Origin of the sequence: Janthinobacterium sp. SUN033 (assembly GCF_030397595.1) — a bacterium.
In the GTDB taxonomy this organism is placed as follows: Bacteria; Pseudomonadota; Gammaproteobacteria; order Burkholderiales; family Burkholderiaceae_D; genus Janthinobacterium; species Janthinobacterium kumbetense.
This window is the reverse complement of the sequence record NZ_JAPQNV010000001.1, coordinates 1,147,587-1,173,975: the sequence shown is the minus strand read 5'-3', so window position 1 is coordinate 1,173,975 and position 26,389 is coordinate 1,147,587. Positions and strand designations below refer to the sequence as shown.

Genomic DNA, 26,389 nt, shown 5'->3' with positions numbered 1-26,389 from the left:
CGTGGCGCAGCGCGTGGGAAAGTGTGAGAAGGCGGGCAAAAAAGTCGCCATTCGTACAACACCGGGCAAGCCAGGGTGCTGGAATCTGGCGGAAAAAGGCGCGCCAGGCGATACCTTGTGGATTTATTAATGTGCATATTCAAGTTTCGCTAGAATATGCCATCGCGCCCCGCGCCCACAGGACACCGCATGCCATTGCTTCACCACTTACCGTCCGCTTCCATGCGCATGCGCATACGGGACGGCTTGAGCCTGAAAGGCGCGGCCGTCGCGCTGATCCTGGCCATGCACGTGCTGGGCCTGTATTTCCTGCTCTTGCCGGCGCGGCAACTCAAGCAATACACGGAAGTGGCATTCATGACCTTGCTGCCGCCCCGTGCGCTGCCGCAGACGCCGCCGATGGCCTTGCCGATGCCCATGCCGGCTCCTGCGCCGCGCACGCGGGCTGTCGCGCCGCCCGCCGCGCCGCCCGTCTTCTTCGCGCCGCCGCCCGTGGCGGCCGAAGCGATCACCGTACCGGCCGAGGAATTTCCCGCCGCGCCAGCCACGGCGCCTGCCACGGCCGACTTGCTCACGCGCGCCCGGCTGGCGGCGGGCGCCGCCGACAAGGCCCTGCGCGGCGAACGCAGGCAAGACCAGCCGTGGCTGGCCGCTGCCGACCTCAAAAGCGAAAGCAGCTTCCAGAAACTGGTCGCCTCCGCCTGGCGCGGCGGCCCCGTCATCCGCGTGGAGGACTACCTGACGGCCGACGGCCGGCCCGCCACGCGCGTCGTCAGCGCCGGCGGCGCCACGTGCTTTGGCATGGCCGAGAACCCGGGCTCGGGCGCCGACCCGGCCAGGACGGGCGGCAAGGTCAAACGCGTGCCTTGCCCGGGCTAAAGTTTCCGCGCAGTACACGGTTTTCACGGCATACGGGGCGCTCAGCCCCGGCCGGTTCCCAAATATGCTAAGTTGCGTCTGCTAATCCTGTCGACACCAACTTGGACGCCCATGCACCCCGAACTCCTCATCCTCGCTCCCAGCCCTTCGGCCGCCGTCAACGCGCAGCTGGAACAGCACTACACCTGCCATCACGCCTGGCAAGTGCCGGCGGACGAGCGCCACGCCTGGCTGGCCGAACGGGCGCCGGTCATCCGCGGGGTCGTCACGACGGGCGCGCTGGGCTTGAACGCCGCCGACATGGCCTTGTTGCCGAAGCTGGAAATCGTCGCCGTCAATGGCGTGGGCCTCGACGGCGTGGCGCTGGACGTGGCGCGCGAACGGGGCATCGTCGTCACCACCACGCCGAACGTGCTGACCGATGACGTGGCCGACGTGGCGCTGGCCTTGCTGCTGGCCAGCGCGCGGCATATCGTGGCGCTCGACCGTTTCGTGCGCGACGGCGGCTGGGAACGCCGCGAGGCCATCGTCCCCGCATCCAGCCTGCGCGGCAAGACGGCCGGCATCTTCGGTTTCGGCCAGATCGGGCAAGCTATCGCCCTGCGCCTGGCCGCGTTTGGCGTCAAGGTGCGCTACTTCCAGCCGCGCGCCATTGCCGGCGCGAGCGCGCCGCGCGCCGCATCCTTGCTGGCCCTGGCGCAGGAAAGCGACTATCTGATCGTCTGTGCGCCGGGCACGCCGGCCACGCGCAAGATCGTCGAGCGCAGCGTGCTCGACGCGCTCGGCCCGCAAGGCACGCTGATCAATATCGCCCGTGGCGCGCTGATCGACGAAGATGCGCTGATCGCCGCCTTGCAGGATGGCCGCCTGGGCGCGGCCGGCCTCGACGTGTTCGCGGACGAACCGCGCGTACCAGCCGCCTTGCGCGCCTTGCCGAACGTGGTGCTCACGCCGCACGTGGGCAGCCTGACCGTGGAAACGCGGCACGCCATGGGCCAGCTGGTGCTGGATAATCTGCAAGCCCACTTTGCCGGCTTGCCGCTGCTCACGCCCGTGCCTTGACGCTGCGCCGCCGCGTCAGGGCCGCACCACCCAGCGCACGTCTTCGAGCGACAGCAACAGTTGCTCGGGCGCGCCGTCCGTAAAGAAGTTCAGGCGGAAATCCATGGCGGCGCCGCCATCCGTCGTCGGCTGCTGCGTGTCATACCATTGCTGCACCTGGGCCACCAGGGCCATGGGCGCGGCGGGAGGCTGGGCCGCATCGATGGGCGCGAGCACGGCCGGCAGCAGGCTGACCGGCAGCGAAGTGCGGGGAAAGCCCGCCACGGCCGGCATCACGCTGTAGGAATAGCTGCCATCCATGGCGATGCGCACGCTGCCCGAGGCGCCCGTGAAGAGGGCGTTGAAGAAGCCTCGCATATAGGCCGCCACGTCGCTGCCGCCCACCGGTGCGACTTGCCGCAAATCATAACCTTGCCAGCTCAGGCGTGGCAGGATGGGGTCGCTGAACTTGACGACCGGCGTCTGGTACAGGAAGGCGTGCATGGTCGACACCTGCGTCTGGCTGGGCGGGCACAGGTAGCGGTTGCGCTGCACGTACAGCGAAGCCTGGGCGTTCTTGTACACCATCACGTTCAGCCCCGGCATGCGCACCTCGCGGCCGGTATTGGCCAGCGCGGCGGCAAACGACAGGTCGGGCGCGTCGGCGGCGATGGCCGCGTAGCGGTAGGCCAGCAGCGCATCGGGCGGCGTGGGCGTGGCCGGCGTGGCCCGGTACTGCTGCGCATCGATGTCGAGCACGGGCACGGGCACGCTGACGATACCGTTGCTCAGGGTGCCGGACAGCGGGTCGTAGGTGGCGGGTGCGCCGCCGACGGTAACATTGAGCAGCGCATACCAGGCGTCGCCGCCATGGTCTTCCAGGCGCGCGTCGAATTCCACGGCCACGCTGGTCTCGCCTTGCGCCGCCGCCAGCCGCGCCGTGCCGAAATGCTGGCCATAGCTGGTTGCCACCTGGGTCACCAGCTGCTGGAAGGTGGTGGTGGCCAGTGTTGCCTTGGCGACACTATCGGGCGTGTCCTGCTTGCCGTCGAGGGGCGCGAGGAAGGCGTCGAGGTCAGCCGAGATCAGCGGATAGTTGCTGACGAAGGCGGCCAGCGCCGTGAACAGGTCGGGACCGGTCGCCGCGGACAGCCTGGCAACCTGCGACGGCACGTTGAGCACGACGCTGACGTGCACGGCATCCTGCGCCGCCTGGCGGTAGGTATAACTGAAGCCGTAATCCCACTGGGCCAGCTGGGCCGGTTGCAAGCCACCGGCGGCCAGGCGCATGCGGCCGCCCTGCGGCGCGGCGGACGCGGTGGCGGTCTGCCGGTTGACCGTGGGCGGCACGGGCAGGGCGCGGTTCAGCACGGGGATATATTGCGTGCCATTGCCCAGCGGTACCTCGAACGGACCGGTGATGAACAGCAGCCACTGGCTTTGCAGGTAGTTTTCGATGCCGGGCACGGGGCGCTGGTCGAATTCCATGTGCGTGATCTGATAGCGCAAGTCCAGCGGCACATAGGCCTGGCCTTCGACGTTCTTCGAGATGAAGTTGAATGACAGCCGGCTCTGGTCCTGCGCGGCCGTGCCTAGCAAAGGCAGCCGGGTCGGGAACAAGGTGTAGTTCTGGTTGCCGTCGCCGGCCGCGCCGTCGGCTGTGCCTGCGCCGGCGGGCTGGCCGTACAGCGCTGGCGGCGCGCCCTCGTCTTCGTCGTCCGCGCCCGTGACCTGGTCCACGCCGTACACCACCACGGCGCCGGCGGCAAAGGCCGGCCCCAGGGTGGTCAGCAACTGCTGCCGCATGGTGGCGGCCGCGCTGACGCGCGTGGCTTCGTCCGCGGCGCTGCTGCTGAGCACGGGGCTGACCGTGGCGCTGATGACGTCGGCCAGCGTCTGTTTCGCCTTGAGTACGAGGCCCAGCTGGCCGCTCTGCAGCGGATCGGCGACGCCGTTGAGGCGATCGAGGATGTAGGCGGGCGGCGCATAGGTGGCCGAGAGGAACTTGTCGATGGCGTCGAGACAGCTTTGCAGCCACAGGTTCAGGTCGACGCTATTGAGCGTCAGCGCATGCGGCGTATTGGTCGGATAGGCGTCGATGCTGACCGTGCGGCTTTCCAGCGAATTGGCGACGGGCAACGGCGCGTAGTAGCTGGCTTGCTGGCCCAGGCGGAAATGGATGCCCTGGCCGGGCGTGTCGCTGAAACGCACGGCGAACAACTGCTGCGTCTGCTGTCCGGCGCTGCCCACGCGCGTCAGCCCCGCGCCCGCGCGCATCGACCATTGCGGTGTCTTCAGGCACGCTTCGAGCGCCTTGGCAAACGTGGTGAAGCTGGACGCGCCGCCGTTCGTGTCGGCCTGCGGCAGCACGGCGCTGACCACGCTGGCGCCGTCCGGCAGGGCCGCCAGCGCGGGATCGAGCAGGATGGCCTGGCGCGTCAGCACCAGCGCCACGTCGAGCGCGATGCGGTTGGCGCTGGCCAGTTGCGCCAGCGGCACCGGCACCGACAGCGTGGCGGCGGGCGCCGTGGCACTGCCGCCGTTGGCCAGGGCTTGCAAGTAGATGGCGCAGGCGGCGGCGAAGTCGCGCACCTGCCGCGACCGGGCCTCGTCCAGCGGCTGCAGCGGCGTGGCCAAGAGCGAGTTGCTGAGGGAAATGCTCACCGCATTGCCGCTCAGTCCGGGCACGCCCAGGCCCGTATAGTCCTGGTGCAGCTGGAAGTAAAGACGTTGATAGAAAGGCAAGTCTTGCGCCGCGTCGGCTGGCGTGGCGTAGGCCAGGCCATCCATGCGCAAGGTCAGCAGCAGCGCGGGCGCGCCGCCCCCATCCGTGCCATACAGGTAGCTGGCCTGGACTTTCGGCCAGGCGGACAGGCCCAGCAGGCGATCCGTGTAGCGCAGCGGGGCGGGGGCCTGGTCCAGCGCACCCGTGTAGCCGGCCGGCGGCGCCTCGAACGGCGTGACGGTGGTGTTGCCGAACAGGTCTTGCCAGCGCAGGGCCAGCGACGCATGGCCGCCCACGCCCAGGTAGGGATTGTCGGCGGCGAGCGGCAGGCCGGCCGGCGGATTGGCCGGCGCCGCATTGAGCGTGGCGAACGGCCGTCCCTGGCTGTTGTTGCCCAGGTAGCCCAGCGCCTGGCGGTAGTCGTAATCGGCCAGCGCCGCGGCCGCATAGCGCCGGCGGTGGGTTTCGCCATCGTCGCTATCGTCGCCGCCATCGCTGTCGTTCGCATGGTCCTGCGGTCCGAAGGGCAGACTGTAGGGACTGGGCAGGAAAAACGGGTTGCGGCCCAGGCCGGCCGACAGCGTGTTGTACAGCGCGGACAGGGTCGCCTGCGCATATTGCTGCTGTTGCTGCGGCGTGGGATTGGGCGGCAGCACGGGCACGCCGTCGTTGGTGCGCTTGAGCTGGAACGACAGGTTGCCCGGCGCCAAGGTCGCTTGCGCATCGAGGGCCAGGCTGTCGACGTCGAGCACGGCGCCTTCGGCATACAGGCCTTCGGTGTCGGCTGCGCCCAAGGCCAGGGCGTCCACCGACAAGCCGTAGTAGGCGGCCAGGGCGGCGAAGGTATTGCCGGGACCGCCAGAGGCGGTGGGCACGCGGTAGACGAGCGGCGGAATGCGCATGGTCGCGCCCAGCGCCACCGTCACGCCGGGATTGTAGGCGGCAATCTGCGCCGCGCTCAGCGGGGTGGCGCCGGCCGAGTAGTACGCAGCCAGCTGCTCCAGCGCTTGCGCGGGCGCGGCCATGTCTTGCTGGTTCAGCTGGTGCAGGATGCCGGCCACGGGCACGCTGGCGCCGGCGCGCAGCGGCCGCACGGCGTTTTGCCGGGCCAGCTGTCCCACGCCCATGCCGTACGTGGCGGCCACGGCGGTCAATGTGGTTGTGGCGGCCAGGGCCAAAGGCTGGCTCTTGGCCGGCTTGCTCAGCGATTCGAACACCAGCACGTCTTGCTGCGGATCGATCGCTTGCGTCGTCAGCAGGGCGTTGACGAAGTTCGGCACGGTGTCGGCGGCGCCCGCCGCCTGGCGCGCCAGCGGCACCACCAGGGTCAGCGTGGCCGTGCCCGTGGCATCGAAGACGGATGGGGGCAAGCCGGCGCCCGACACCATGTCCTCGAAATACAGATAGTAGCCGCCGCCGCGCACCACCGATTGCTCCCACAGCAGCTTGATGAATTGCGAGGGGCTGTTGGCTATGCCGCGCGGCAAGACCGTCCCCGCCGCGTCCAGCAGCATGCGGCTGGCCGGCGGATGGCTTTCCGTGGACAGATTGGTTTGCGTCAGGAAGCACAGGTAGTCGGCATCGGCCTGGCCCGTCAGCGCCACCTGGTCGCTTCCGCCTTCGCTATACAGCAGGAACAGGCCGGCCACCAGGGTTTCGCCCACGGCGGCCATGCCGCTCAGCAAGTATTCCAGGCGCTGGGCATCGGCGGCCGACGGTCCCACCAGCTCGTATACGTGGGCCAGGGTGGCGGCGCTGGCCAGCGCGGTGCCGCTGGCGTCGTTGGTGGCCACGGTGGCGGCCGGCATGCGCGTGATCTGGAAGTCCACGCGCGTGGCATAGGCATAGCCGCTCAAGTCCTGGAACACCGTGCTGCTGCTGTTGGGCGGCGTGTTGCCGATGCGGGGACGATAGGCGGGCATCAGGGCCAGTATGTCCGCGTATGGCGCCTGGGGGTACAGCGTTTGCAGCGTATCCTGGCGCTGGGTGATGCTGGCCAGCATGGCGTCGGGCAATTGCCACAGATACGGCGCGGGCGCGGCCTGGCTGGCGGCGGCGCGCGCACCTGGCGCGGCGCCGGACGTCACGGCCGTCAGGCGCGCCAGGTCGGCGGTGATCCAGGCGGCATAGCCTGCCGCAGGGAACTGCCGCGGCTGCAAGGAGGCCAGCGGCAGGATGTGCAGCGCAGGCGACGGCACGAAGTGGCCCGCCTGCGCATACGCCAGCACGCCCGACAGCAAGCCGTACGCGGCGCCCAGGTCGATGGGCAGGCTGGTGCCGGGCGCGCCGGCGAAGGTGATGAAATCGAGGGCGACGCCATGCGAAACGGCATTGCGTCCCAGGCCGATGCGGTAGCCGCCGGCGGCGCTGGCGGGCGTGGGGAATTGCTGGCCCGTCAGCTGGTACAGCGCGTAGTCGGTCTGCGTCTTGCTATACAGGAAGGATGGCGACAGGCTCAGGCCCGCCGCCACCGGCAGGCGCAAGCCGTAGGTGATGAAGCGCGCGACCTGGCCTGCGGCCTGGGCCACGGCGCCGCTCGCCTGCACGCCGCTCCACAGCTGCTCCAGCGGCAAGGCATCGAGGTGGGCGATGGCCAGCCGGCCCGGGGCCGCGGCGAACAGATTGGCGACGCCGGCATTGTCGCGCCCCAGCGCGGCCGTCGTGGCGGCGAAGCGGCTGGCGATGCCGGCCAGGGTATCGCCGGCGGCGGAAGTATAGGCCAGCGGCGGCACGGCGAGGATGGCCGTCGGCAGCAGCAGGTCGGCGCGCGCATACAGCGATGCCTGCTGCGCCAGGGTGGCCAGCGGCACGCCCAGCGCGGCGGCGATGGCGCCGAAGCTGTCGCCGGGCGCGGTGACGTGGCTGACGGCGCCGGCGCCGAAGTCGAAGACCAGCGTCACGCCCGTGCGCAGCGCGCGCGGTTCGGCATTCGCGCCGATGAGCTGGGCGGCGGTGGTGTGCCAGCGCCCGCCGGCGCCGGCCGGATCCGTGTAGCGGGCGGCGATGGCCGCCAGCGTATCGCCGGCCTGGATCACGGCGGACAGGCCGCCGACCTGCAGCGGCAGCGCGCCGTTCAGCGGATACGCGGCATTCGGCAGCGACACGTCGTCCGCGTCGATGGCGTTGCCGGCCCGGTTGAAGGCGGCGACGATGCCGGCGATGCTGTCGCCCGGCTGCAGCGCATAGCTGTAATTGTCGAAGGCATCGATGGCCGATTGCAGCAGCGCGCGGCCGATCAGGCTGAAGACGTCGACGAAGATGAAGGCCGCCATCGATTCGGGCTCGGCGTCGTCCTGCGCCAGCAGCGCGGGCTTGGCGGGCGCCTTGCCCACCTTGGCGGCGACCTGGCGCAGCACGCCGGCCACCGTGCTGCGGTACTGTTCCGTCGCCGTCGCGTAGGTCTCGAGGTCGATCGCCTGCGTGCCGGCGCCGCCTTGCGGGTCGGGGACGTCCAGCCGCAGCCCGTCGAACAGCGGGAAGAGCGTGGCGCCGTCCATATTGGCTCCCGGCGCGCTGATGTTCACGATGAAGCTGTCGGCGAGGAAGTGCAGCAGGTCGCCCATGCCGAATGGCTGCATGGCGGGGTCGGCCAGCACCTGGATGCCCGCCACCAGCTGCGCCAGCGTGACGCTGGCGGTCGCGGCGGCAGCCAGGTCCAGCGCCTCGGCGTCGGCCCGCATCGCCGGCTGCAAGGCGTCGAGCAGCCACGGGAAATACGCCTTGCACAGCAGGTCGAACGAGGTCGTGCCGGTGCCCGCGCCGCCGGCGGCTGGGTCCGGCGCATCCATGGCGAACAGGCAGACGAACGCGCCTTGCTGCGCGCTGCTGGCCGTGGCGCCCTGCGGCGCCAGCACCGTGAATTGCGGCGCCGTCACCAGTTGCAGCACCGGCTTGGCATCGGTGCGCAGCACGCGTCGCGGCTGGCGGCGCGGCGCGGCGCGCAGCATGGCGGCCTGCAATTCCATCGGCAGGGTGTGCGCGCGGCCGCGCGCCAGGCTGTCCAGGCGCAGCGCGCCGCCGCCGTCCCACGGCGCGCGGCTGTCGTCGCCGATGCGGAATTGCGCGCTGACGGTGGCGGAAAAGCCCACGGAAATGGTGAAGCTGAAGATGCCCAGGTCGATCTTGACGCGCAGGCTGATGCGTACCGAGGCCGTCACGGACAGGGGGATGGCGCGGTAGGATTCGTAGCCGATCTGCACCGACACGGTGATATTGACGAGCAGCGAAGCGCTGATGATCTTCAAGTCCACTTCGCCGTACAGCATGCCGATCACGCCGAACGTGCCCGTCAGCTTGAAGTAGCTGCTTTCCTGGACGCTGCCGGAGGCGCCGGCGTTGGCCAGGGCGACGGCGTTGCTGCGGTCGTACGGATGGTAGGTGGCGATCACGCCTTCGATGATGCCGAACACGGTCAGCGCGAAGCCGGCTTTCAGCGGCCCCTTGACGAAGTTGTAGCCCAGGCCCAGCTGCAGACCCAGGCCGAAGACGATGACGGGATTGAAATACCCGAGATCGGTTTTCGGCACCTGCGTCGCCGTCGCGCCCGACAGCTTGCCGAAATACACGCCGCCCGAGCCCAGCACCGGCACGCCGTAGACGATGGCGCTGAAGCTGAACGAGCGCGTAAAGTCCATATTGTAGGGAAAGCCGATGTCGATCAGGAAGTCGCCATTCGTGTAGATCTTGATGCCTATCATCGGCAGCACCACGCTGACGGCGCCGAAGTTCAGGTTGCGTATGCTGTCGGGGAAGGTGAAGTCGATCTGGAACAGGCCCACGTCGTCGCTGATTTTCTTGTACAGGATATCGACCACCAGGCCGGCCAGGCCGCCCATCTTGGGGCTGCCCAGGGTCAGGCGCAAGCCGTACAGGTTGGGATCGTTGAAGACGATCTGGACGTCGACGGCCCACACGCCGGCCGTCTGCAGCACGCCGAAATGCGCGGCGATCAGCCAGTTGCTGTCCGGCTGGTAATACGGTTGGCCGTGCACGCCGCTGCCCGGGTTGACGGGATTGTTCTTGCCCGTGGTGGGCGGCACGCCCGCCAGCGCATCGATGACGGCCTTGGTCGAGCTGAAGTCGGACGCGCCGTTGATGGCAACGCGCTGGCCCAGCATCAGCAGGAAGACCTTGAAATAGCTGGAACCGGCGCCCGGCACGCTGGGCATCTCTTCCACGTCCTGTCCCTTGTCCGGGTCCAGCAAGTCGCCCATGCTGCCTTTGAGCAATGGCGGCACGGTGGCGTCCAGCGCCAGGGTCACCTTGCCGTCCGTATTGCGCTTGAAGACGATGCTGCGGATGACGATGAAGCCCAGGTTGAGGGGTGAACTGAGCGTGTAGGTGGCGCTGAGGCGGTTCTTTTCGCCGGTTTTCAGCGACACGTTGACGGACAGGCCGTCCAGCGTGACCTGGTTCAGCAAGTCCCACGGCGACGGCAGCACGAAATACGGATCGCCCAGCGTGCGCACGAGCGCCTGGATCAGGCTGCCCAGGGACCAGCCCGCGAGAGTGAAGCTGAGCATCTCGTTGCCGCTGGTATAGGTTGCCGTGAAGCCTTCCCAGCTCACGTACAGCGTGTGGTTCGGCCCCTTGTCCGTCGGCTGGAACGCATAGCCGAAGCCCAGCTTCAGATTGATGGCGGTATAGATCCATACGGCATCGGCCTTGCCCGAGAATTGCTGCGCGGCCGGCTTGGCGCCGTCATACTGCACCGAGAGGGTGGCTTTCTGCAAGCCGATCTGTTGCTGGCCAAGCATGAACAGCCAGGTAAAGGTGGTGTCGACCGTGTAGCTGGTGGCCAGGTCCGTGCTGGGCTTGCCGCTGGGAATGACCGCGTCGATGGCGAACGCGGAAATCTTCAGGTTGCCCGGCAAGAAGACCGGGAAATCATAGATGCCGCCGGCGGCAAAGAATTGCTTGATCATCTCGCCCACGTCGAGTTCCTGCGCGAGCGAGGCGGAGAGGGTCCAGCGGGGCGGCGTTTCCTGGCTGCTGTAAGCCACGCTGACGGCCGCCTGCAGGCTGGCGCCCACGCCCAGCAAGCCGGAAATGGAACCGGCCCAGGCCGTGCCGGCGCCGGCCTTGCCGGCCTCGACAAGGGCCAGCGCGCCTTCCTGCTTGTCCGCGGCCACCGTGGCGCTGATGCCCGACAGGCTGATCTGGCCATCCGAAATGCTCAGGATGGGCGCGCCGCCCACCGTCAGGAAGGACAGGCTGATGGCGTAGTCGCTGGAAAACGCGAAGGACTGGGCCGCGCCGTCTATGCTCAGCGCGATATTCGACACCTCGGCCTGGATGGTGTCGGGCAGGCTGACGAGGCCGTTCGAGACGACGGACAGGAAGTCCGACAGCGTGGCCTTGCCGGGAAAACTGGCCTGGAACAGCTGCGCCGAGTTGAACTGCACGTCGAATTCGCCGCCCGGCGTGCCGTCGAGGTTGCGAAATACCGTGGGCAACAGGGTGAAGGTGGTGCCGAACAGGTATTCATAGCGCGACTTGCCGCTGGCCTTGCTCGCCAGCGGCTGGTAAGCCGTCCAGTCGAGGAAGAACGAGGTGATGGTAAAGCTCAGCGCGGGCGTGGGCGCCGGGATGGGCTGCCAGCTGAGATCGCGCACGCTGCGCAGCTGCAGCGTGACCTGGTCCACCGTGGGCGCCGCCTTGGGCGGGATGCTGCCGCTGATGGTCATGCCGCCGAGGCCGAACGACGTCAGGAACTCCTGCAGCACGGCCGGGGTGGCGCGGAAATAGCTGGCGCCCCCGCCGATCAGGCCGATGGCGGCGGCGGGACTGAGGGGCGGCCCGTCGCTGCCCGCTTCCAGGCTGACCGCGTAGTTGCCGTCGCCGTCGGCGTTCGATGGCTGCAGCAGCAGCGACAGCGTGTAGTCGGCGGCGCCGGCGCCTTCCACGCTGAGCGTGGCCGTCAGGGCCAGCGTGGCGGCCTGGTCGCCGTCGGCCGCTTCCTCGTCGTCCGCTTCGCCGGCGCCGCGCAGCTGCAGCTGCATGCCGCCGTCGAGCAGCAGGGCGTCGGGCGGCGGCGCATCGACGGGCGGCGGGATCGTCACGGTCAGGCTGGGCGCCGCCACGCGCAGGTAGCCGGCGAACGTGCAGTCGAGCTCGCTAAGCGTGGCCGACAGCACGCCGCTGGGCATCAGGCCGCCCAGTTCGAACGTCTTGCCGTCGTACAGCGCCATGTCCAGGTAGCCGCCGATCTGCAGCTTGCCCGGCGGCGCCGCCAGGTCGGAAAACAGTTCCAGAAACGGCGTCACGAAGGCGGGCAGGGCCACACTGGCGCTGAGGTTCTGCTTGGCGCCGCCCGTGACGGACAGCGCGCTGTCGCCGCCCCATGGATAGACGCCGTCGGCGCTGGAAAACACCAGCAGCGCGCCCGACAGCGGCAACTCGCTGAACGGCCAGCCGCCCATGAAGGGAAAGCTGCTGTCCCAGTTCCAGTCGGCGGGACTGGCGGCCACCTGCACCACCAGCACGGCCGCGTCATCCCCGCCGTCATCCCCGTCCTCGCCCGGCGTGCGCGCGGCGGCAGGCTGCGTGGAAAACACCAGCGTGGCCGGGGTTTGCAGCAGGCCGCCGATGAAGGGCAGGCTGGCCTTGCTGACCGTAAACACGCCGTCGCTCACGGCGCCCACGTCGGCTGCCGCGCAGCTGATCAGGAACTGCGCCGCGTCGATCTGGAATGCCTGGCCGATGATGGCGTCGAATTTTTCGGGCGGCGCGACGTCCGGGTCGGCCAGGCCCGCTTCCAGGAAGGCGGCATCGAGGGCGAACGGGCCACTACTGGCGGCGTTGACGATGGCTTGCTGCAGGTTTTCCAGCGCGGTATCGGTGGTGGCCATACGAACTTGCTCCTTGAATCAGTCATGATGTCCGGGGCGGACGCTCGCACCCGCCCGGACGCTCTGTCTACAGCACGGCAAACAGCGCCAGGTGGTCGCTGGTGCTGCGCAGGTAGCCGTAATTGGCCCAGCCGTTCAGAGTGCGCGCCTGGCCTACGGCATACACGGCCGCCGGCGATTGCGGCCAGGCCATGCCGGCAGGCACGTTCGGAAATTGCGCGGGCAGCGGGCGCGTGCCGATGGGCACGCCCGCGGGCATGCCGCCCGCCACCGTGAACGGCGTGCCCGACACGGGGTTCATCACCGTAAACTGGTAGTTATTCGCCGGCACCAGCGGGTTGACGAGCATATTGTCGATCGAGAAAAAGTTGCTCACCATATCGCTGCCGATATAGTTGTAGCCGGGATACGGCGCCGCCACCAGCGCGCCGCCGGCCGTATTGTCGGACCACAGGAAGCGCGATTGCTGCGTCAGCTGCTGTTTGGTGCGCTTGGGGCGGATATGCGTGGCCAGGTAACCCTGGTACGCGTCCAGCGTCAGGTTCGGCGCCACCGGCATGGCGGGCGGCGGGTCCAGCAGCGGTATGTAGTTGATCGCGCGCAACTGGTCGTAGGCCGTCGTCCGCCCGCCCGCGCCGGGCGGCTGCGCGTAGATGGCGTTCAGGTTGAAGTCGCCGCAGATCATCTTGACTTCATTGTGCGGCGCGCCGGCGGGCGGCGCCGCCACGTCGAGCACGCCGCGCAGCAGGATATTGATGAAATTGGTGGCGCCGCCGTGGTTGGGCGGCGCATGCACGGCAAACAGGGTCAGGTTGCGCGTGATGACGTCGGTCCGGTTGGTTTCCACGAAAGTGACCATGAAGGGCTGGCGCAAGCCGTTGAAGTTGACCAGGCCGCCAACGACGGGCGGCACGGCCGGCGCCGGCGCGGGGGCGAAGGCGATGCGCGCCGCCGCCATGCCCTCGGCCAGGCCGCCGTTGTACTGCGCGCCGGCCGGGATGGTGCGCGCCGGCTGGCCTTGCGGATTGAGCAAATCCTGGATGTCGGCTGCGCCGGCGCCCCCGGCCGGGTAGGCGGCTGGCACGGCGCCGGCCGCCACGGCCGACACGCCGCCGCCCGTCCACACGTTCGGCCCCGTGAAATAGCGCCGCACTTCCGTGGGCGTGCCAACCGTGCCCGATATGCCGCGGTACAGCACGGCGACCGATTCCGTGCGCCCGCCCGTGCCCACTTTCAGCGGCGGCACCATGCGCCAGGCGGCGCGGTTGGGGTCGGCGGGGTCCGTGCGCAGCTGTTGCAGCAGGAAGATCGCGCCCTGCAGGCCGCCCGTGTCGGGCGCCAGGTCGCCGGCGCCGGCCGCGCTGGCCGACACCTCGATCAGGACGAAGATATCGGGCTGCGTGGCGCGCAGGATGGTCAGGATGTGGTTGCGGCGCTGCAGCGCGGCCACGGCCGGCAGGTTGCCGCCGCAGCGGCCGCCTTCGCCATAGCGGGGCCGCTTGCGGCTGGGATTGTTGACCTTGTTGATGCCGAAGTTCTCGATATTCCAGTACACGACGTTGGTCATGCTGCGCTCCCCAGTGAAATGGCCGGCAATGGCAGCGCGGCCAGTGCCTGCTCCTGGCGGGCGGCCGCATCGGCGATGTACGCGGCATACCAGCCCAGGCTGCCCGTATTTTTCGGGTCGCCAAACAGGAAGAACTGGATGTTCGCGTCGGGCGGCAGCTTGGCAATGCCGAGGAACTTGATGGCGATATTGTCGAGCCGCAGGCAGTAATAATAGGAGTCGCCGTCGGGCACTTTTTGCCGCATCAGCCCGATATTGTCGATGGCCAGCTTGAAGATGCCTTGCAGGCTGATCAGCCTGGCGCCCGGCGCCGCGCCGGGCAGCGACAGGCCGACGAAGACGGCTTGCTCGTCGTCGTCGGCCGTGCTGGCGGGCGACCAGGCCAGCAGCAGGGTCGAATGGAAGCCGGCGGCCGAGACGAGCGCGCCCGGCCCGCCCATGGTGACGTCATACACGATGCCGTGCCATGGCCCGTCGAGCGTGCCCAGGTTCAGCGCCGTGCTGACGGGCAGGAAACCGAAATCGGCCGGCTTTTGCCCGTCGGCGGCGGCGATAAAGCCCGACAGTTCCAGGCCGAAGCCCTTGAACAGGCTGTCCGGCCTGGCCTGGCTGGCGTCGAGGTCGTAGGCCAGGTTGGCCGTCACCTCGTCGAAGCGCACGGCCGACGGCGTCGTCTGCGGATAGCGCATGTCGATCACCAGGTTGGAAAACGCCAGGCCTGCGCCGTCCGGCGGCAGGTCCGGCGCCAGCGCGCCGAACGACAGCAGGTCCAGCACGGCGCCCGTGCGGTCGTCCAGGCTGGCGAAGTCCAGCGTGCCCCAGACGGAAAAACGGTTCAGCACGGTCGCGCCCGCGTCGGTGGTGCCCAGGCAGTTGAACTGGATGCGCAGGAACGCCACGTGGCGCAGCAGGTTGCTGTCGAGGCTGAATATCGACGGCGTGGCTTGCTCGAAGATGTAGATGCCGGTGCCATTCTGGTCGATATAGCTGCCGTCGAGTACCACGCCGTTGTTCGGCATCGCATTGCCGCCGAAGGTGGTGGCCGTCACGCGCGAGCCGAGCAGGCCGTTGACGGCCAGCTGCACGTAGCTCTTGAAGGTCTTGATGACGGCATTGTCGAACAGCACCTGCAATTGCAGCACGCGGAATGCATAGTTGTCGGTGTCGGGCAGGGCGATGGGGGTATCGGGCGGCAAGCCGTTGCGCTGGCCGGCGGCGAAGGCCGGATCCTGGTAGTCGACCAGGCCGAAGGTGCTGGAATTGCCGTCGAGGGTGATGCTGCCGTCGCCATGCACCGTCACGCGGCTGGCCGTGAAGCCGAAATGGTGGGCGACGAAGCGCGTCAGGTCGAGGCCGGCCGCGATGCCTTGCAGACCCGGCGGCAGGCTGGACGGATCCAGGTCCGCCTGCAGCACCAGCACGCCCGTCCAGGAGGGATCGCTGACCAGTTCCAGGAAATGCCGGTACGGCGATTCGGGCTTGTCCTCCGCCAGCACCTCGGCCGCTTCGATGACATCCTGCAGCCATTGCGACAGCCCCGTGTAGGCGATGCCCTGGACGTCGGGGCCGGCGCCGGCGGCCAGCGAAAAATCGGGCGCGCCCGACCAGGCGTTCGGATTGGCGACGCGTTCCCTGACGCTGCCGCTGCAATACTTGAGCAGCATCACGTTGCGGTAGGACGTGGGCGTCACGCCGACGCCCACCTGCGCTTGCATGGTCCAGCCCGCGATGCCCACGGTATTGTCGAAGTGCGCGGCGCCGTCCGACAGGTGGGCCGCGTTGACGGCCACGAGGAACAGCTGGTTGGTCTGCAAGGCATCCTGCAAGGTCGCGTCCGGGAAGCGGAAGCCGAACGGCAAGACCTGGCCGCCGCCGCCCAGGGTCTGACCCAGGGTCACTGACAGGAAGGCGTCCTGGTCCTGCGCCTGGCTGGACACGGTGGCGACCGCTCCCTGCGGCGTGGTGCGGTAGTGCGGCGCTTCCGCCACCGCGTCGCCGGCGGCCAGTCCGCGCACGCGGTGGCTGGCGGCCGCACGCGCCTGCCAGGTGGCGCTGGCGCCGCTGGAAATGACGGCCTTGCGGGTGGCGGCCACGATGCTGCTTTCAAAGCTCGACAGCAGGGCGGCGCTGACATCCAGCGGGCCGCCGCTGACGGCGCCGCCATACGGCAGCAGGGGAAAGGCGTGCGCGGCGCCCTGCGGCACGGGCAGCGAGGGCGGGGTCGAGGCGAGCACGGTATCGGCGGCCACGGCGCGCAGCAAGGCGGCGGCCCGGGCGGCCGGCGGCAGGCCGTACATGGGACTGCCCGCCGGCTCCGCATGGTATTGCGGCGTGGCCGCGCCGCCCTTGAGCACGCTGGCCCAGCAACCGAGGTAAACGGCCGTCAGCGGCGTGGCCACGTTACCGGAATCGGGCAAGTCCAGGGTCGCGGCCTGGAACGGAAAGACGGACGCGTAGGCGGGCGAGGCGGGCACGAACAGCAGGCTGTCATTTTCCGGCGCGTCGCCATCATAGGTGGTCATGCTCAGCTGTTCCGAGCCGAAGATGCCGCATAACAAGTTTGTCTGCGCCCCGTCAGCCTGGCCGATGGCGCTCAGGCCGAAGCGCCCGGCCGGCGTCAGCAGCGCCTTGCTGGTGGCGGGCTGGGAAGGCGACTGCGCGGCGCAGCCGAAGGCCAGGGCGCCCGACTGCAGGCCGATCACGGGCGGCTGCCCGCTGGCGGCGCCCAGCGGCCGCAAGATCGTCGCATGGCCCAGCGCCGTGCGGTAGGTGGACGGCAAGGCGGGCCGGTCGGCCGGCAGCAAGCCGCAGCGCAATACGCCTTCCAGCCTCGCCTTGGCGGACAGCTTCTGATTGTAGGGATCGAGCGGGTCGACCGTGCCGACCCAGGCCAGGCTGGCCGACAGCTTGGCGGGCGCGCTCAGCGCCGGGTAGAACAGCTGCTGCAGCTGGCCGCTGGCCGTGTCGCGCGCGGTCATGGGGAAGCCGACGGCCAGGCCGCTTGGGCCGAAGGTGACGGGAGGGTTGACGGTGGCCGTAAACGTCAGGCAGCCCGCATTCGCGCCCGCCAAAGGCACGAACGTGCGGATCGTGCTGCCGCTGCCCGTGACGCGTATGCCGATATCGCTGGCATTGCGCTGGAAGGCCAGCGCCGGCGGCGTAGCCAGCGGCGCGGCCAGCCGCAGACTGCCGCTGGCCGCGTCGATGGACAGGCCGACGCCGGACAGCACGTTGAACAGCAGGTCCTGTCCCAGCCGGAAGTTGACGTTGCTGCTGGTGGCAAAGCCTTTTGTCAGCTGGTTATAGGTGTAGCTGCAGCCGTAGTTCTTGAAGGAATCAGTCGGCGCTGCATCGGTGTCGCGCAGCCACAGCAGTGCGTTCAGGTTCAGTCCCGGCGCCGATGACTGCAGGTCGATATACGCGACGAGGGCGGCGATGAAGGGGCCGGGCGCCGCGTCCAGCGCCGCCGGACGGGCGCTGGCAAACACGTAGCTGCCCATGCGCTGCGGCGACAGGCTGTCGGCATAGCTGATGCTGTCCGGGGGCGTGGCCGGCGGCGCGACGGGCGGCAGCAGGTAGCCGGCCCACGCATGCTCCGCCTGCGGCGGCGATTCATACAGGCTGACCTTGCTGGCGGGATCGGTGGCGACGAAACTGAAACCCATGACAACCTCCACTCAAGACGCGACTCGGGCTGCGATGCGGCGGCATGGCTGCCGCGCGGCAACGCAATCGTTTACAACGGGTGGGCCCGGAAGGGCGTCGGATGGCCAGGCGGCTTGCCTGGATGCGGTGGCGGGCGGCCATCCGGAGCGCCCGCCCGCAGGCGGGCGCGGAACCGCCGCTTACTGCGAGTTGGAGGTAAAGGTGGCCAGCACGAAGCCCGTGTAGCTATACAAGGTGCCGCTGTCGACGATGTCGCCGGAGAGCAGCACGTTATACAGGCCCGTGCTTTGCGGCGAGTAGGTGACCGTCAGGCCGGCTTTCCACGTGACGACGCCGTTGCCCGTGTCGCTGGCCAGCTTGGCCGTGGTAAAACCCGTGGTGACGCTGGGATTCCAGTACGTGGTGCGGCCCTGGAACTGGAAGGCGATGCCGGTCTGGTTGTTGCTGTCGCCGCTGGCGATGGACAGCGCGATGCTGTTCGGCGTGGTGTTGGTGGTGACGCTTTGGCCGGAGGCCAGCGTATGGTTGGTGACTTCGACGCGAGGTAAGTTAGACATGACATTCTCCATGAGGTGATATCGGCCTGCACTTGCGGTGGGCGCCCCGTGGCCGACAGGTTCGGGGCAGTTGGGTAAGTCGGTAGAAATGGTGTTGCGACGGCTTTGCGACCATGCCATAAAAATATGGCGGGACAATACGCAATTTCAAATAAAGACAAGACATTTGATATTAATCAATCCGGAATTGATTAATATATTTCGTATTTGCTTATTCAAAAAAGTAGTTTCCGGCTATTCGTAATATAACCATGCCGGCTCTTGCGCATGACGAGTAGCGATTCTATGCCTATTTTTTTGCGCGATTCTCTCGAATTGTCGCGAAGGCAAGAATAATGCGGCTTCCGGACGCGGCGCGGGAATGTGCCGCCGGCCATTTTGCGCGGCGGCAGGCAAGCGGGATAGGAAATGCAATTGAATATAAACGGTTTATTGATTTAAATAGATGGCCTGCGCGGCTTTATTGCGCGGCTGGCGCGGGCAGGGCCGGACAGCGTTCAAAAACGGCTACCACCTTGCCAGTCAGTGTGTATTGCGTGCCGTCATCGAGGATGGGGCCATCGATGAGGATTTGATATTGTTGCGGACCGAGCGCCTGGAAACGCAGGGTCAGTCCTTTCTGAAACGTCACGATGGTATCGCCGCGGTCGGCGCCCAGCTGCAGCAGGATATTCGCTGTCGACAATAAAACCGTCCAGTACGCGGTGCCGTTGGCGCGCAGCGCCACCAGGGTGTTGTCATTGATATCGTTGCTGGCCGTGGCGATGGCGTCGCTGTTGACCGTCAGCGCCATGGTTTGCGGCGCCCGGCACGCGGGGGCCGGTTCGGCCAGCTGGCGCGCCAGCGCCGGGGCGTCGCCGCCGAGCGATAGCAGCAGCACGGCAGCCAGCCAGGGGCCGCGCCAATTCAGCTGATACATGGTGGAGGTGGTGTCCCGCGCATGCGGCCCATCGTAACGAAATTCGGCCGGAAGAGCAAACGCATGCCGACCGCAGCACGTCGCCATGGCCGCCATCCCCATCTGCTATCATCGTGCCGTTTTGGCCAGCGCCGCGGGCGCCGGTCCGGTATTTATGCAAGGAAAAAAATGAATAATCGCATTTCCCTGCTGCGCCAGCGCGGCGTGCAGGACAGCGGCAAGGTGGGCATGATCGAGCTGTTCTTCGACCTCGTGTTCGTATTTGCCGTCACGCAACTGTCGCATGGCTTGCTGGCGCACCTGAGCGCCATGGGCTGGCTGCAGACGGGCCTGCTGCTGATGGCCGTCTGGTGGGTGTGGATCTTTACCTCGTGGATCACCAACTGGCTCGATCCCGAACGCATTCCCGTGCGCATCAGCCTGTTCGCCATGATGCTGGGCGGCTTGCTCATGTCGGCCTCGATTCCCGAAGCGTTCGGCACGCGGGGCCTCGGTTTTGCGGGCGCCTACGTCGCCATGCAGGTGGGCCGCCCCCTGTTCGCCTGGTGGGCCGTACGCCATGAGGAACTGTCGCGCCGCCGCAATTTCCAGCGCATCGCCCTGTGGGCCGTGCTATCCGGCATCTTCTGGATCGCCGGCGGCATCGCGTCGCCCGAGCAGCGCATCTTCTGGTGGGGCGCGGCCCTGCTGATCGACCTGGCCGGTCCCTGGATGCAGTTCGGCACGCCGGGCCTGGGCCGTTCCTCGACGGCCGACTGGGATGTCGACGGCGGCCACATGGCCGAGCGCTGCGCGCTGTTCGTCATCATCGCCCTGGGCGAATCGCTGCTGGTGACGGGCGCCACCTTCGCCGGCCTGGAATGGACGGCCGCCAACTGGCTGGGCTTTTTGTCGGCCCTGGTCGGCAGCATCGCCATGTGGTGGATCTATTTCGACACGGGCGCCGAGGCGGGCCACCACCGCATCGCCCACTCGAAGGACCCGGGCCGCATCGCCCGCAAGGCTTACACGTATATCCACGTGCTGATCGTGGGCGGCGTGATTGTTTCCGCCGTGGCCGACGAACTGGCCCTCGTGCATCCGGACGAGGCGAGCTTCGCCGGCATCAGCGCCTTGCTGGGCGGCCCGATCCTGTATCTGCTGGGCAATGCCTTGTTTAAATGGGTCAGCAACGACCGCGCCACGCCGCCGCTGTCGCATCTGCTGGGCATCTTGATCATCCTGGCGCTGATCCCGATGGCGTATGGCCGGCTGTATTCGCCCCTGACCCTGGCCTGCATCACCAGCTGCGTGCTGGTATTGGTGGCCGTGTGGGAACATATGGCGCTGCGTCGCCCGCCGCCGGAGATCGATCCCTGACGTCTGTTTTACCCTTGACCGGGCGGCGCAATGCCGTCCGGATCGCTGCGCGTGTCGAGTTGCAGCTGCAGGAACGCCAGGTCCAGCCAGGCGCCGAACTTGGTGCCCACCTGGCGCATCAATCCCACCTCTTCGAAACCCAGCTGCTTGTGCAGGGCGATCGAGCCGGCATTGCCTGCTTCGATGCCCGCCACCATCATGTGCTTGCCCAGGCCGCGCGCCCGCGCGATCAATTCCCTCATCAAGGCCTTGCCGACCCCGGCGCCGCGGCGATCGGCGCGCACGTACACGGAATGCTCGACCGTATGCCGAAAACCTTCGAACGGGCGCCAGTCGCCGAACGAGGCGTAGCCGGCCACATTTTCTTCCGCATCGATGGCGACGAGCACGGGATAGCCGGCCTTTTCGCGGTCGGCCAGCCAGGCGGCGCGGTTGGCCGCATCGACCGTCCGTTCATTCCAGATGGCCAGGGTATTGCTGACGGCATCGTTGTAGATGGCCGTGATGGCCTCGATGTCGCCCGCGTGGGCATCGCGTATCTGCATGTTGCTCTCCTTGCTAGGCGTCTACTATAATGGACAAATCATAGATTGCCGCCAACGCTTTTGTCCAATAAATCCTGATTATGTCCACTAAACCAGACGAATTGAACCAGCGCATCGGCGCCAGGGTACGCCTCGAGCGGGAAAGCCTGGGCTGGTCGCTGACGGAGCTGGCGGCCCGCTCCGGCGTGTCGCGCGCGATGGTGCACAAGGTGGAGCGGGGCGATTGCAGCCCCACGGCCACCTTGCTGGCGCGCCTGTCGGGCGCCTTCGACCTGAGCATGTCCGAATTGATCGCCCGCGCCGAAATGCGCGCAGGGCGCTTGCTGCGCCAGGCTGAGCAGCCCGTGTGGATCGACCCGCAGAGCGGCTATGTGCGGCGCCACGTGTCGCCCGCGTCCGACATGCCGCTCGACCTCGTGCATATTACCTTGCCGCCCGGCGCCGTGGTGGCCATGCCGGCCGCCGCCTATGCGTCGCGGCGGCAACTCATCTGGTCGCTCAGCGGCAGCCTCGTCTTCATCGAAGGGGAGAGCCGCCACGTGCTGGACGAGGGCGACTGCCTGGAACTGGGCCCGCCGGCCGACTGCGTGTTCAGGAATGAAACGGCCACGGCCTGCACCTACGCCGTGGCCGTATTGAAAGGGGTTTGACCTTAAGTCAGCGCCGCCGCGCGCAGCTGGGCGATGAAGGCGCGCGCGGCGGGCGCCTGTTCGTGGCGGCGGAAGGCCACGGCGATTTCCGAGCTGATCTGCGGCCCTTCCAGCTCGCGGAATACCACACCGGGCAATTGCACGCTGGCCATCACCGAGTGGGGCACGATGGCGCAGCCCACGCCCAGCGACACTTCCGTCAGCACGGCCACCAGGCTGCCCGGGCGCGACACCACCTGCGCCGCAAAGCCGCCGCGCCGGCTCGCCTCCAGGGTGCCCAATTCCTGTTCCGGCACGATGAACGCCTGCTGCGCCAGCGCCGCCGGTCCCGCCACGCCGAGGCGGGCCAGCGGGCTGTCGGCCTGCACGGCCAGCACGAAGCGGTCGCGCAGCAAGACCACGCTGTCGAGTCCATCCGGCAAGTGCAGGGGCGGGCGCACGAAGGCCAGGTCCACCCGGCCCTGGTCCAGCAAGCCGGGCAGGGCATCCATCGCGTATTCGCGCGCACCGATGTGGATGCCGGGGTGGCTGGCGCGAAAGCGGGCGAACTGGTCTTGCAGCACGCCTGAGTAGGCGGCCGAGGCCACGTAGCCGATTTCCAGCCGTCCCAGCTCGCCCCGTCCCGCCCGCCGCGCCACTTCCTGCGCCTGCGCCAGCTGCCCCAGCGCGCGGGTGGCTTCGATGACGAACAGTTCGCCGGCCGCCGTCAGGGCCACGGCGCGCTTGCTGCGCTGGAACAGGCGCGTGCCGAGCAAGCTTTCCGTTTCCTGCACCTGCTTGGTCAGCGCGGGCGGCGAAATGCCGAGTTCCGCGGCGGCCCGCGCGAAGTGCAGGCTGTGCGCGACGGCCAGCACGCAGCGGAAATGCCGTAATTCCATGTCTTTGTCTGTATTCACCATCAGTGAATTATAAGGCGATCATCTTATAACAGGAAATAATACAAGCGTGCTTACAATCGGGGCATGAAGAATACCAACTGGACCTTATATACGTGCTCGGGCGTGTGCGCGCTGATCATGCTCGACACCAACGTGGTGGCCGTTTCCCTGCCGTCGATCGCCCGCTCGCTCAACGCCAGCTTCGTCGACGTGGAATGGGTGGTCAGCGCCTACATGCTGGCGTTCGCCTCATTCCTGTTGCCAGCCGGCAGCATCGCCGACCGCCTGGGACGGCGCAGGGTGATGCTGTTTGGCCTGGCCGTGTTCGCGCTGGCGTCCCTGCTGTGCGGCCTGGCCTGGACGCCGTTCGTGCTCAACGTGGCGCGCGCCGTCAAGGGCCTTGGCGCTGCGCTGCTGCTCACCTCCGCGCTGGCCGTCATCGGCCACACGTTTCATGCGGAAAAGGAGCGGGCGCGGGCCTGGTCCGTGTGGGGCGCGGCCATGGGCGTGGCCATGACGGTGGCGCCGCTGTTGGGTGGCCTGATCACGAGCGCCATCAACTGGCGCTGGATTTTCTACCTGAACTTGCCCGTCGTGGCCATCTTGATGTGGCTGGTTAGCAGGCACGTGGATGAATCGAAGGATGCGTCCAACGCCAGCTTCGACCCGGCGGGCGCGCTGCTGTTTTCCGCCGGCCTGTTCTGCATCATCTGGGGCTTGATCGACGCCAGCGTGGCGGGCTGGTCCAGCCGCGCCACCCTGCTGCGCTTTGCCGCCGGCGCGGCGCTGCTGCTGGTATTCGTGCTGGTGGAGCGGCGCCAGCGCGCGCCCATGGTCGATTTATCCCTGTTTGGCCGGCGCGTGTTCGTCGGCGCCGTGTTGGGCATGTTCGGCTACGCCATCGCCGCGCAGGTGATGATGACGTTCCTGCCCCTGTATTTGCAGAACGCCTTCGGCTTTTCCGCCGTGCTGGCCGGCTGCGCCATGCTGCCGTTTGCCGTCGCCATGGTCGTGCTGTCGCGCCTGGCCCCGCGCGCCATGCATTACCTGGACGACCGCGGCATCCTCGTGACGGGGCTGTTGATCGTCGCCGCGGGCAACGTGGCCACGGCCCTGGCCGCCGCCAGCCTGCAGTACGGCTGGGTGGCGGCCGGCATGGTCGTCACGGGGGCGGGGGCCGGATTGCTCAACGGCACCACGCAAAAGGCCATCCTCGCCTGCATCCCCCGCGAACGCACGGGCATGGGCTCCGGCATCAGCACCACCACGCGCTTCGTCGGCATCGTGCTGGCCGTGGGCGCGCTGGGCGCCGTGCTGGCCATGCGCACGGCCGCCTCGTTCGAGAAGCTGGCGTGGCTGCACGGCTTGAAGGCTTCGCCGGAAATGATCGGGCGCATCGTCGCAGGCAATGCGTCCGACGCCTTCGGCCAGCTGCCGCCCGCCCTGCAATCCGTGGCGCAGGAAGCGGCGCGGCACGCCTTCATCGACGGCTTTGCCAGCGTGCTGTACCTGGCTGGCGGACTGGCGGCCGTGGTGGCGGCGCTGGTGTTCGTGCTGGCAAGGCCGCTGGAAAAAGTGTAACTGTTCAGCAAGTTCTGCGTGCGCGGCCTCTGCTTGTAATATGATGCCATCAGGAAATACATGGCAATCATATAACACGACCAATCAAGAGCGCCGAACAGAAGCGTAGCGAGCGGCAGTGAGTTGTGGCTGAGAAGCGGAGCTGTGCGAATGCACAGTGAGCATCGGAAGCCGCAAATCGCGACGCGCAGTAGCTTATGTTCGGTGCGGAGAATCGCATGCGCAGGAAACGCATTATCATCACCAGCGTGCTGGTGGCCGTCATCGGCGTGGCCGCTCCCCTGAGCCTGGCCTTTTACCTGTCGTCCGTGCGGGCCGAGCAGGGCGAGCAGGAACGCCTGCGCCTGCTGGCCGGTTACGCGCTCGAGCGCGCCCACCGTTCGATCGCCTCGGCCAGCATGGCCCTGCGCAGCGCCGATGCGCTGGAGCTGGCGCCGTGTTCGGAAGCCCATGTCCAGCAATTGCGCCGCATCACCATCACTACCCGCAGCATCGACGATATCGGCTATGTGGAAAACGGCTTGCTCAAATGCACGTCCACGGGCATCGAGGAAGAGCGCATCGCCGTCACGCCCGCTGACTTTACCCTGGACAATGGCATGGGCCTCGATTTCGACCTGCGCCCCGTCGTCAGCGGCGGCAAGCGCATGGTGGGGCTGTCGTATCGCGCCTACAAGGTGCTGATCGATCCCGTGCGCTTTTCCGACGTCATCGTCGACAGCGACATCCAGATGGCCGTGGCCATCGGCAAGCGGGGCGTGCTCGACACCTTGCACCATCCGGACCCGGCGCTGGTGCAAGCCTTGCTGGCCGGCCAGCCGGCGGCGGCCGGCGCCGTACCGGACGGCAGCATCCATGCCATGCTGTATCGCGACGGCTTGACGGCCGTCATGATCGAACCGCGCAGCAAGCTGAACGACAGGCTGCGGCGCGAACAGCTGCTGCTCTTGCCGCTGGGCCTGCTGATGGCCGCCTTCCTCGTCGGCATCGTCGTGTGGCTGTCGCGCCGTCGTTTGTCGCTGATGGGAGAGTTGCGCATCGCCATCGACCGGCGCGAATTCTTTGTCCATTATCAACCGATCATCGCCCTCGACACGGGCGTGTGCGTGGGCGCCGAGGCGCTGATACGCTGGCGCCGTCCCGATGGCAGCATGATACGGCCCGACCTGTTCATCCCCGTGGCCGAGGAAGGCGATCTGATTCTACCCATCACCGACCAGGTGATCGATTGCGTCATCGCCGACATGCGCGCCGCGCTGCTGGCCGACCGCGACCTGCACATCGCCATCAACCTGTGCGCCAGCGATATCGAAACGGGCCGCGTGCTCGACGTGCTGGAGCGGGCGCTGGCCGGCACGGGCATCGAGGCGCAGCAGATCTGGCTGGAAGCGACGGAACGGGGTTTCATCAACGTGGAAGCGGCGCGCGCCACCATCGAAAAGGCCAGGGCGCGCGGCCACGCCGTGGCCATCGATGACTTCGGCACCGGCTATTCCAGCCTGTCGAGCCTGCAAAACCTGCCGCTCGACGCCTTGAAAATCGACAAATCGTTCGTCGACACCATCGGCACGGACGCCGCCACCAGCAGCGTCACGCCGCACATCATCGCCATGGCCCGCACCCTGAACATGCTGATCGTGGCCGAAGGCATCGAAACGCAGCAGCAAGCCGATTATTTGCTGGAACGCAAAGTCGAATTCGGCCAGGGCTGGCTGTTCGCCAAAGCGCTGCCGGCAGCGCAATTCCTCGCCTTTTATCAAACGCGCCGCGCGCCACCGTCCCCGTGAAACCGCCACGCTTTCCCTATCCCTTGCAGCCGCTGCGCGTACCGGGAGGCTGGCACATCACCGTCAACACCCTGTTCGAAGTGGAGCCGGGGCCGGACACCATGGAATGGTTCAGCAGCGCATTGCTGCTGTGGGGCAGCTGCCGCGACAGCGGTTACTGTTTCAATTCGCACTTCGAGCCGGAAGACGATCCCGATGGCGAGTTCGTTGTTGAATTTTGCAAAGTGGCATTTGATCGTCAAGATAAGAAAAAAATGAATTCTGAAGTATTTCTGGGAGAATTTAGAACAAAATCCCGACTTGAATTGATAAAAGTAATCGAAAACTATATGCTTGATGGTGAAATCTCAAAGACATCATTGTAAACGAGAAATATTCTTTCTTA

The 26,389-nt window shown here is 67.4% G+C and carries 13 protein-coding genes and 1 pseudogene; 7 read left to right on the top strand and 7 right to left on the bottom strand.

Features of this window, described 5'->3' with window-relative positions:
* Window positions 1-189 precede the first annotated feature (189 nt).
* Together OX460_RS05485 and OX460_RS05480 are read left to right on the top strand one after the other, a co-directional pair.
* Complete coding sequence (locus OX460_RS05485; RefSeq protein ID WP_289897960.1) at window positions 190-879, top strand: hypothetical protein; 690 nt, start codon at window positions 190-192, stop codon at window positions 877-879.
* 111 nt (window positions 880-990) lie between these two features.
* Window positions 991-1,941 carry a 2-hydroxyacid dehydrogenase gene (locus OX460_RS05480; protein WP_289897959.1) on the top strand — a complete coding sequence of 317 codons (951 nt, stop codon included), beginning with the start codon at window positions 991-993 and terminating at the stop codon, window positions 1,939-1,941.
* A 15-nt stretch (window positions 1,942-1,956) separates the two neighbouring features.
* Here OX460_RS05480 and OX460_RS05475 read toward each other — a convergent pair whose 3' ends face one another.
* The 5 genes from OX460_RS05475 to OX460_RS05455 all read right to left on the bottom strand — a co-directional run bounded on the left by OX460_RS05475 (window position 1,957) and on the right by OX460_RS05455 (window position 19,204).
* Window positions 1,957-12,495, bottom strand: a complete 10,539-nt coding sequence (locus OX460_RS05475; RefSeq protein ID WP_289897958.1) for a LysM peptidoglycan-binding domain-containing protein — start codon at window positions 12,493-12,495, stop codon at window positions 1,957-1,959.
* A gap of 67 nt (window positions 12,496-12,562) precedes the next feature.
* Entirely contained in the window at window positions 12,563-14,062 is a 1,500-nt protein-coding gene (locus tag OX460_RS05470) for a hypothetical protein (protein ID WP_289897957.1), read from the bottom strand.
* A complete protein-coding gene (locus OX460_RS05465) occupies window positions 14,059-17,727 on the bottom strand; it encodes a hypothetical protein (protein ID WP_289897956.1) in 3,669 nt (1,222 codons plus the stop codon). The genes OX460_RS05470 and OX460_RS05465 overlap by 4 nt, the downstream gene beginning before the upstream one ends.
* A 180-nt stretch (window positions 17,728-17,907) precedes the next feature.
* Complete coding sequence (locus OX460_RS05460) at window positions 17,908-18,285, bottom strand: hypothetical protein (RefSeq protein WP_251348792.1); 378 nt, start codon at window positions 18,283-18,285, stop codon at window positions 17,908-17,910.
* Between the two features lie 460 nt (window positions 18,286-18,745).
* Window positions 18,746-19,204 (bottom strand): hypothetical protein, encoded by a 459-nt coding sequence (locus OX460_RS05455; protein WP_289897955.1) that lies wholly within the window; start codon window positions 19,202-19,204, stop codon window positions 18,746-18,748.
* Between the two features lie 168 nt (window positions 19,205-19,372).
* Between OX460_RS05455 and OX460_RS05450 the strand changes: the two genes are divergently transcribed.
* Window positions 19,373-20,563, top strand: a complete 1,191-nt coding sequence (locus tag OX460_RS05450; protein WP_289897954.1) for a low temperature requirement protein A — start codon at window positions 19,373-19,375, stop codon at window positions 20,561-20,563.
* A gap of 8 nt (window positions 20,564-20,571) precedes the next feature.
* Here OX460_RS05450 and OX460_RS05445 read toward each other — a convergent pair whose 3' ends face one another.
* Entirely contained in the window at window positions 20,572-21,108 is a 537-nt protein-coding gene (locus OX460_RS05445; protein ID WP_289897953.1) for a GNAT family N-acetyltransferase, read from the bottom strand.
* An 80-nt stretch (window positions 21,109-21,188) separates the two neighbouring features.
* Here OX460_RS05445 and OX460_RS05440 point away from each other — a divergent pair, with 80 nt between their 5' ends.
* Window positions 21,189-21,758: an XRE family transcriptional regulator gene (locus OX460_RS05440; RefSeq protein WP_289897952.1), complete on the top strand. Its 570-nt coding sequence runs from the start codon at window positions 21,189-21,191 to the stop codon at window positions 21,756-21,758.
* A 2-nt stretch (window positions 21,759-21,760) separates the two neighbouring features.
* On the opposite strand, the gene OX460_RS05435 is transcribed toward OX460_RS05440, so the two are convergent.
* Window positions 21,761-22,636, bottom strand: coding sequence for a LysR substrate-binding domain-containing protein (locus tag OX460_RS05435; RefSeq protein ID WP_289897951.1), 876 nt, complete (start codon window positions 22,634-22,636; stop codon window positions 21,761-21,763).
* An 81-nt stretch (window positions 22,637-22,717) separates the two neighbouring features.
* Here OX460_RS05435 and OX460_RS05430 point away from each other — a divergent pair.
* The 3 genes and pseudogenes from OX460_RS05430 to OX460_RS05420 form a co-directional block, all read left to right on the top strand.
* A pseudogene (locus OX460_RS05430) lies at window positions 22,718-24,217 on the top strand (MFS transporter); the annotation flags it as partial.
* 218 nt (window positions 24,218-24,435) lie between these two features.
* Entirely contained in the window at window positions 24,436-26,004 is a 1,569-nt protein-coding gene (locus tag OX460_RS05425) for an EAL domain-containing protein (RefSeq protein ID WP_289897950.1), read from the top strand.
* On the top strand, window positions 26,001-26,369 hold the full coding sequence (locus OX460_RS05420; protein WP_143451577.1) for a hypothetical protein: 369 nt from the start codon (window positions 26,001-26,003) through the stop codon (window positions 26,367-26,369). The genes OX460_RS05425 and OX460_RS05420 overlap by 4 nt, the downstream gene beginning before the upstream one ends.
* The last annotated feature ends 20 nt before the right edge of the window (window positions 26,370-26,389 follow it).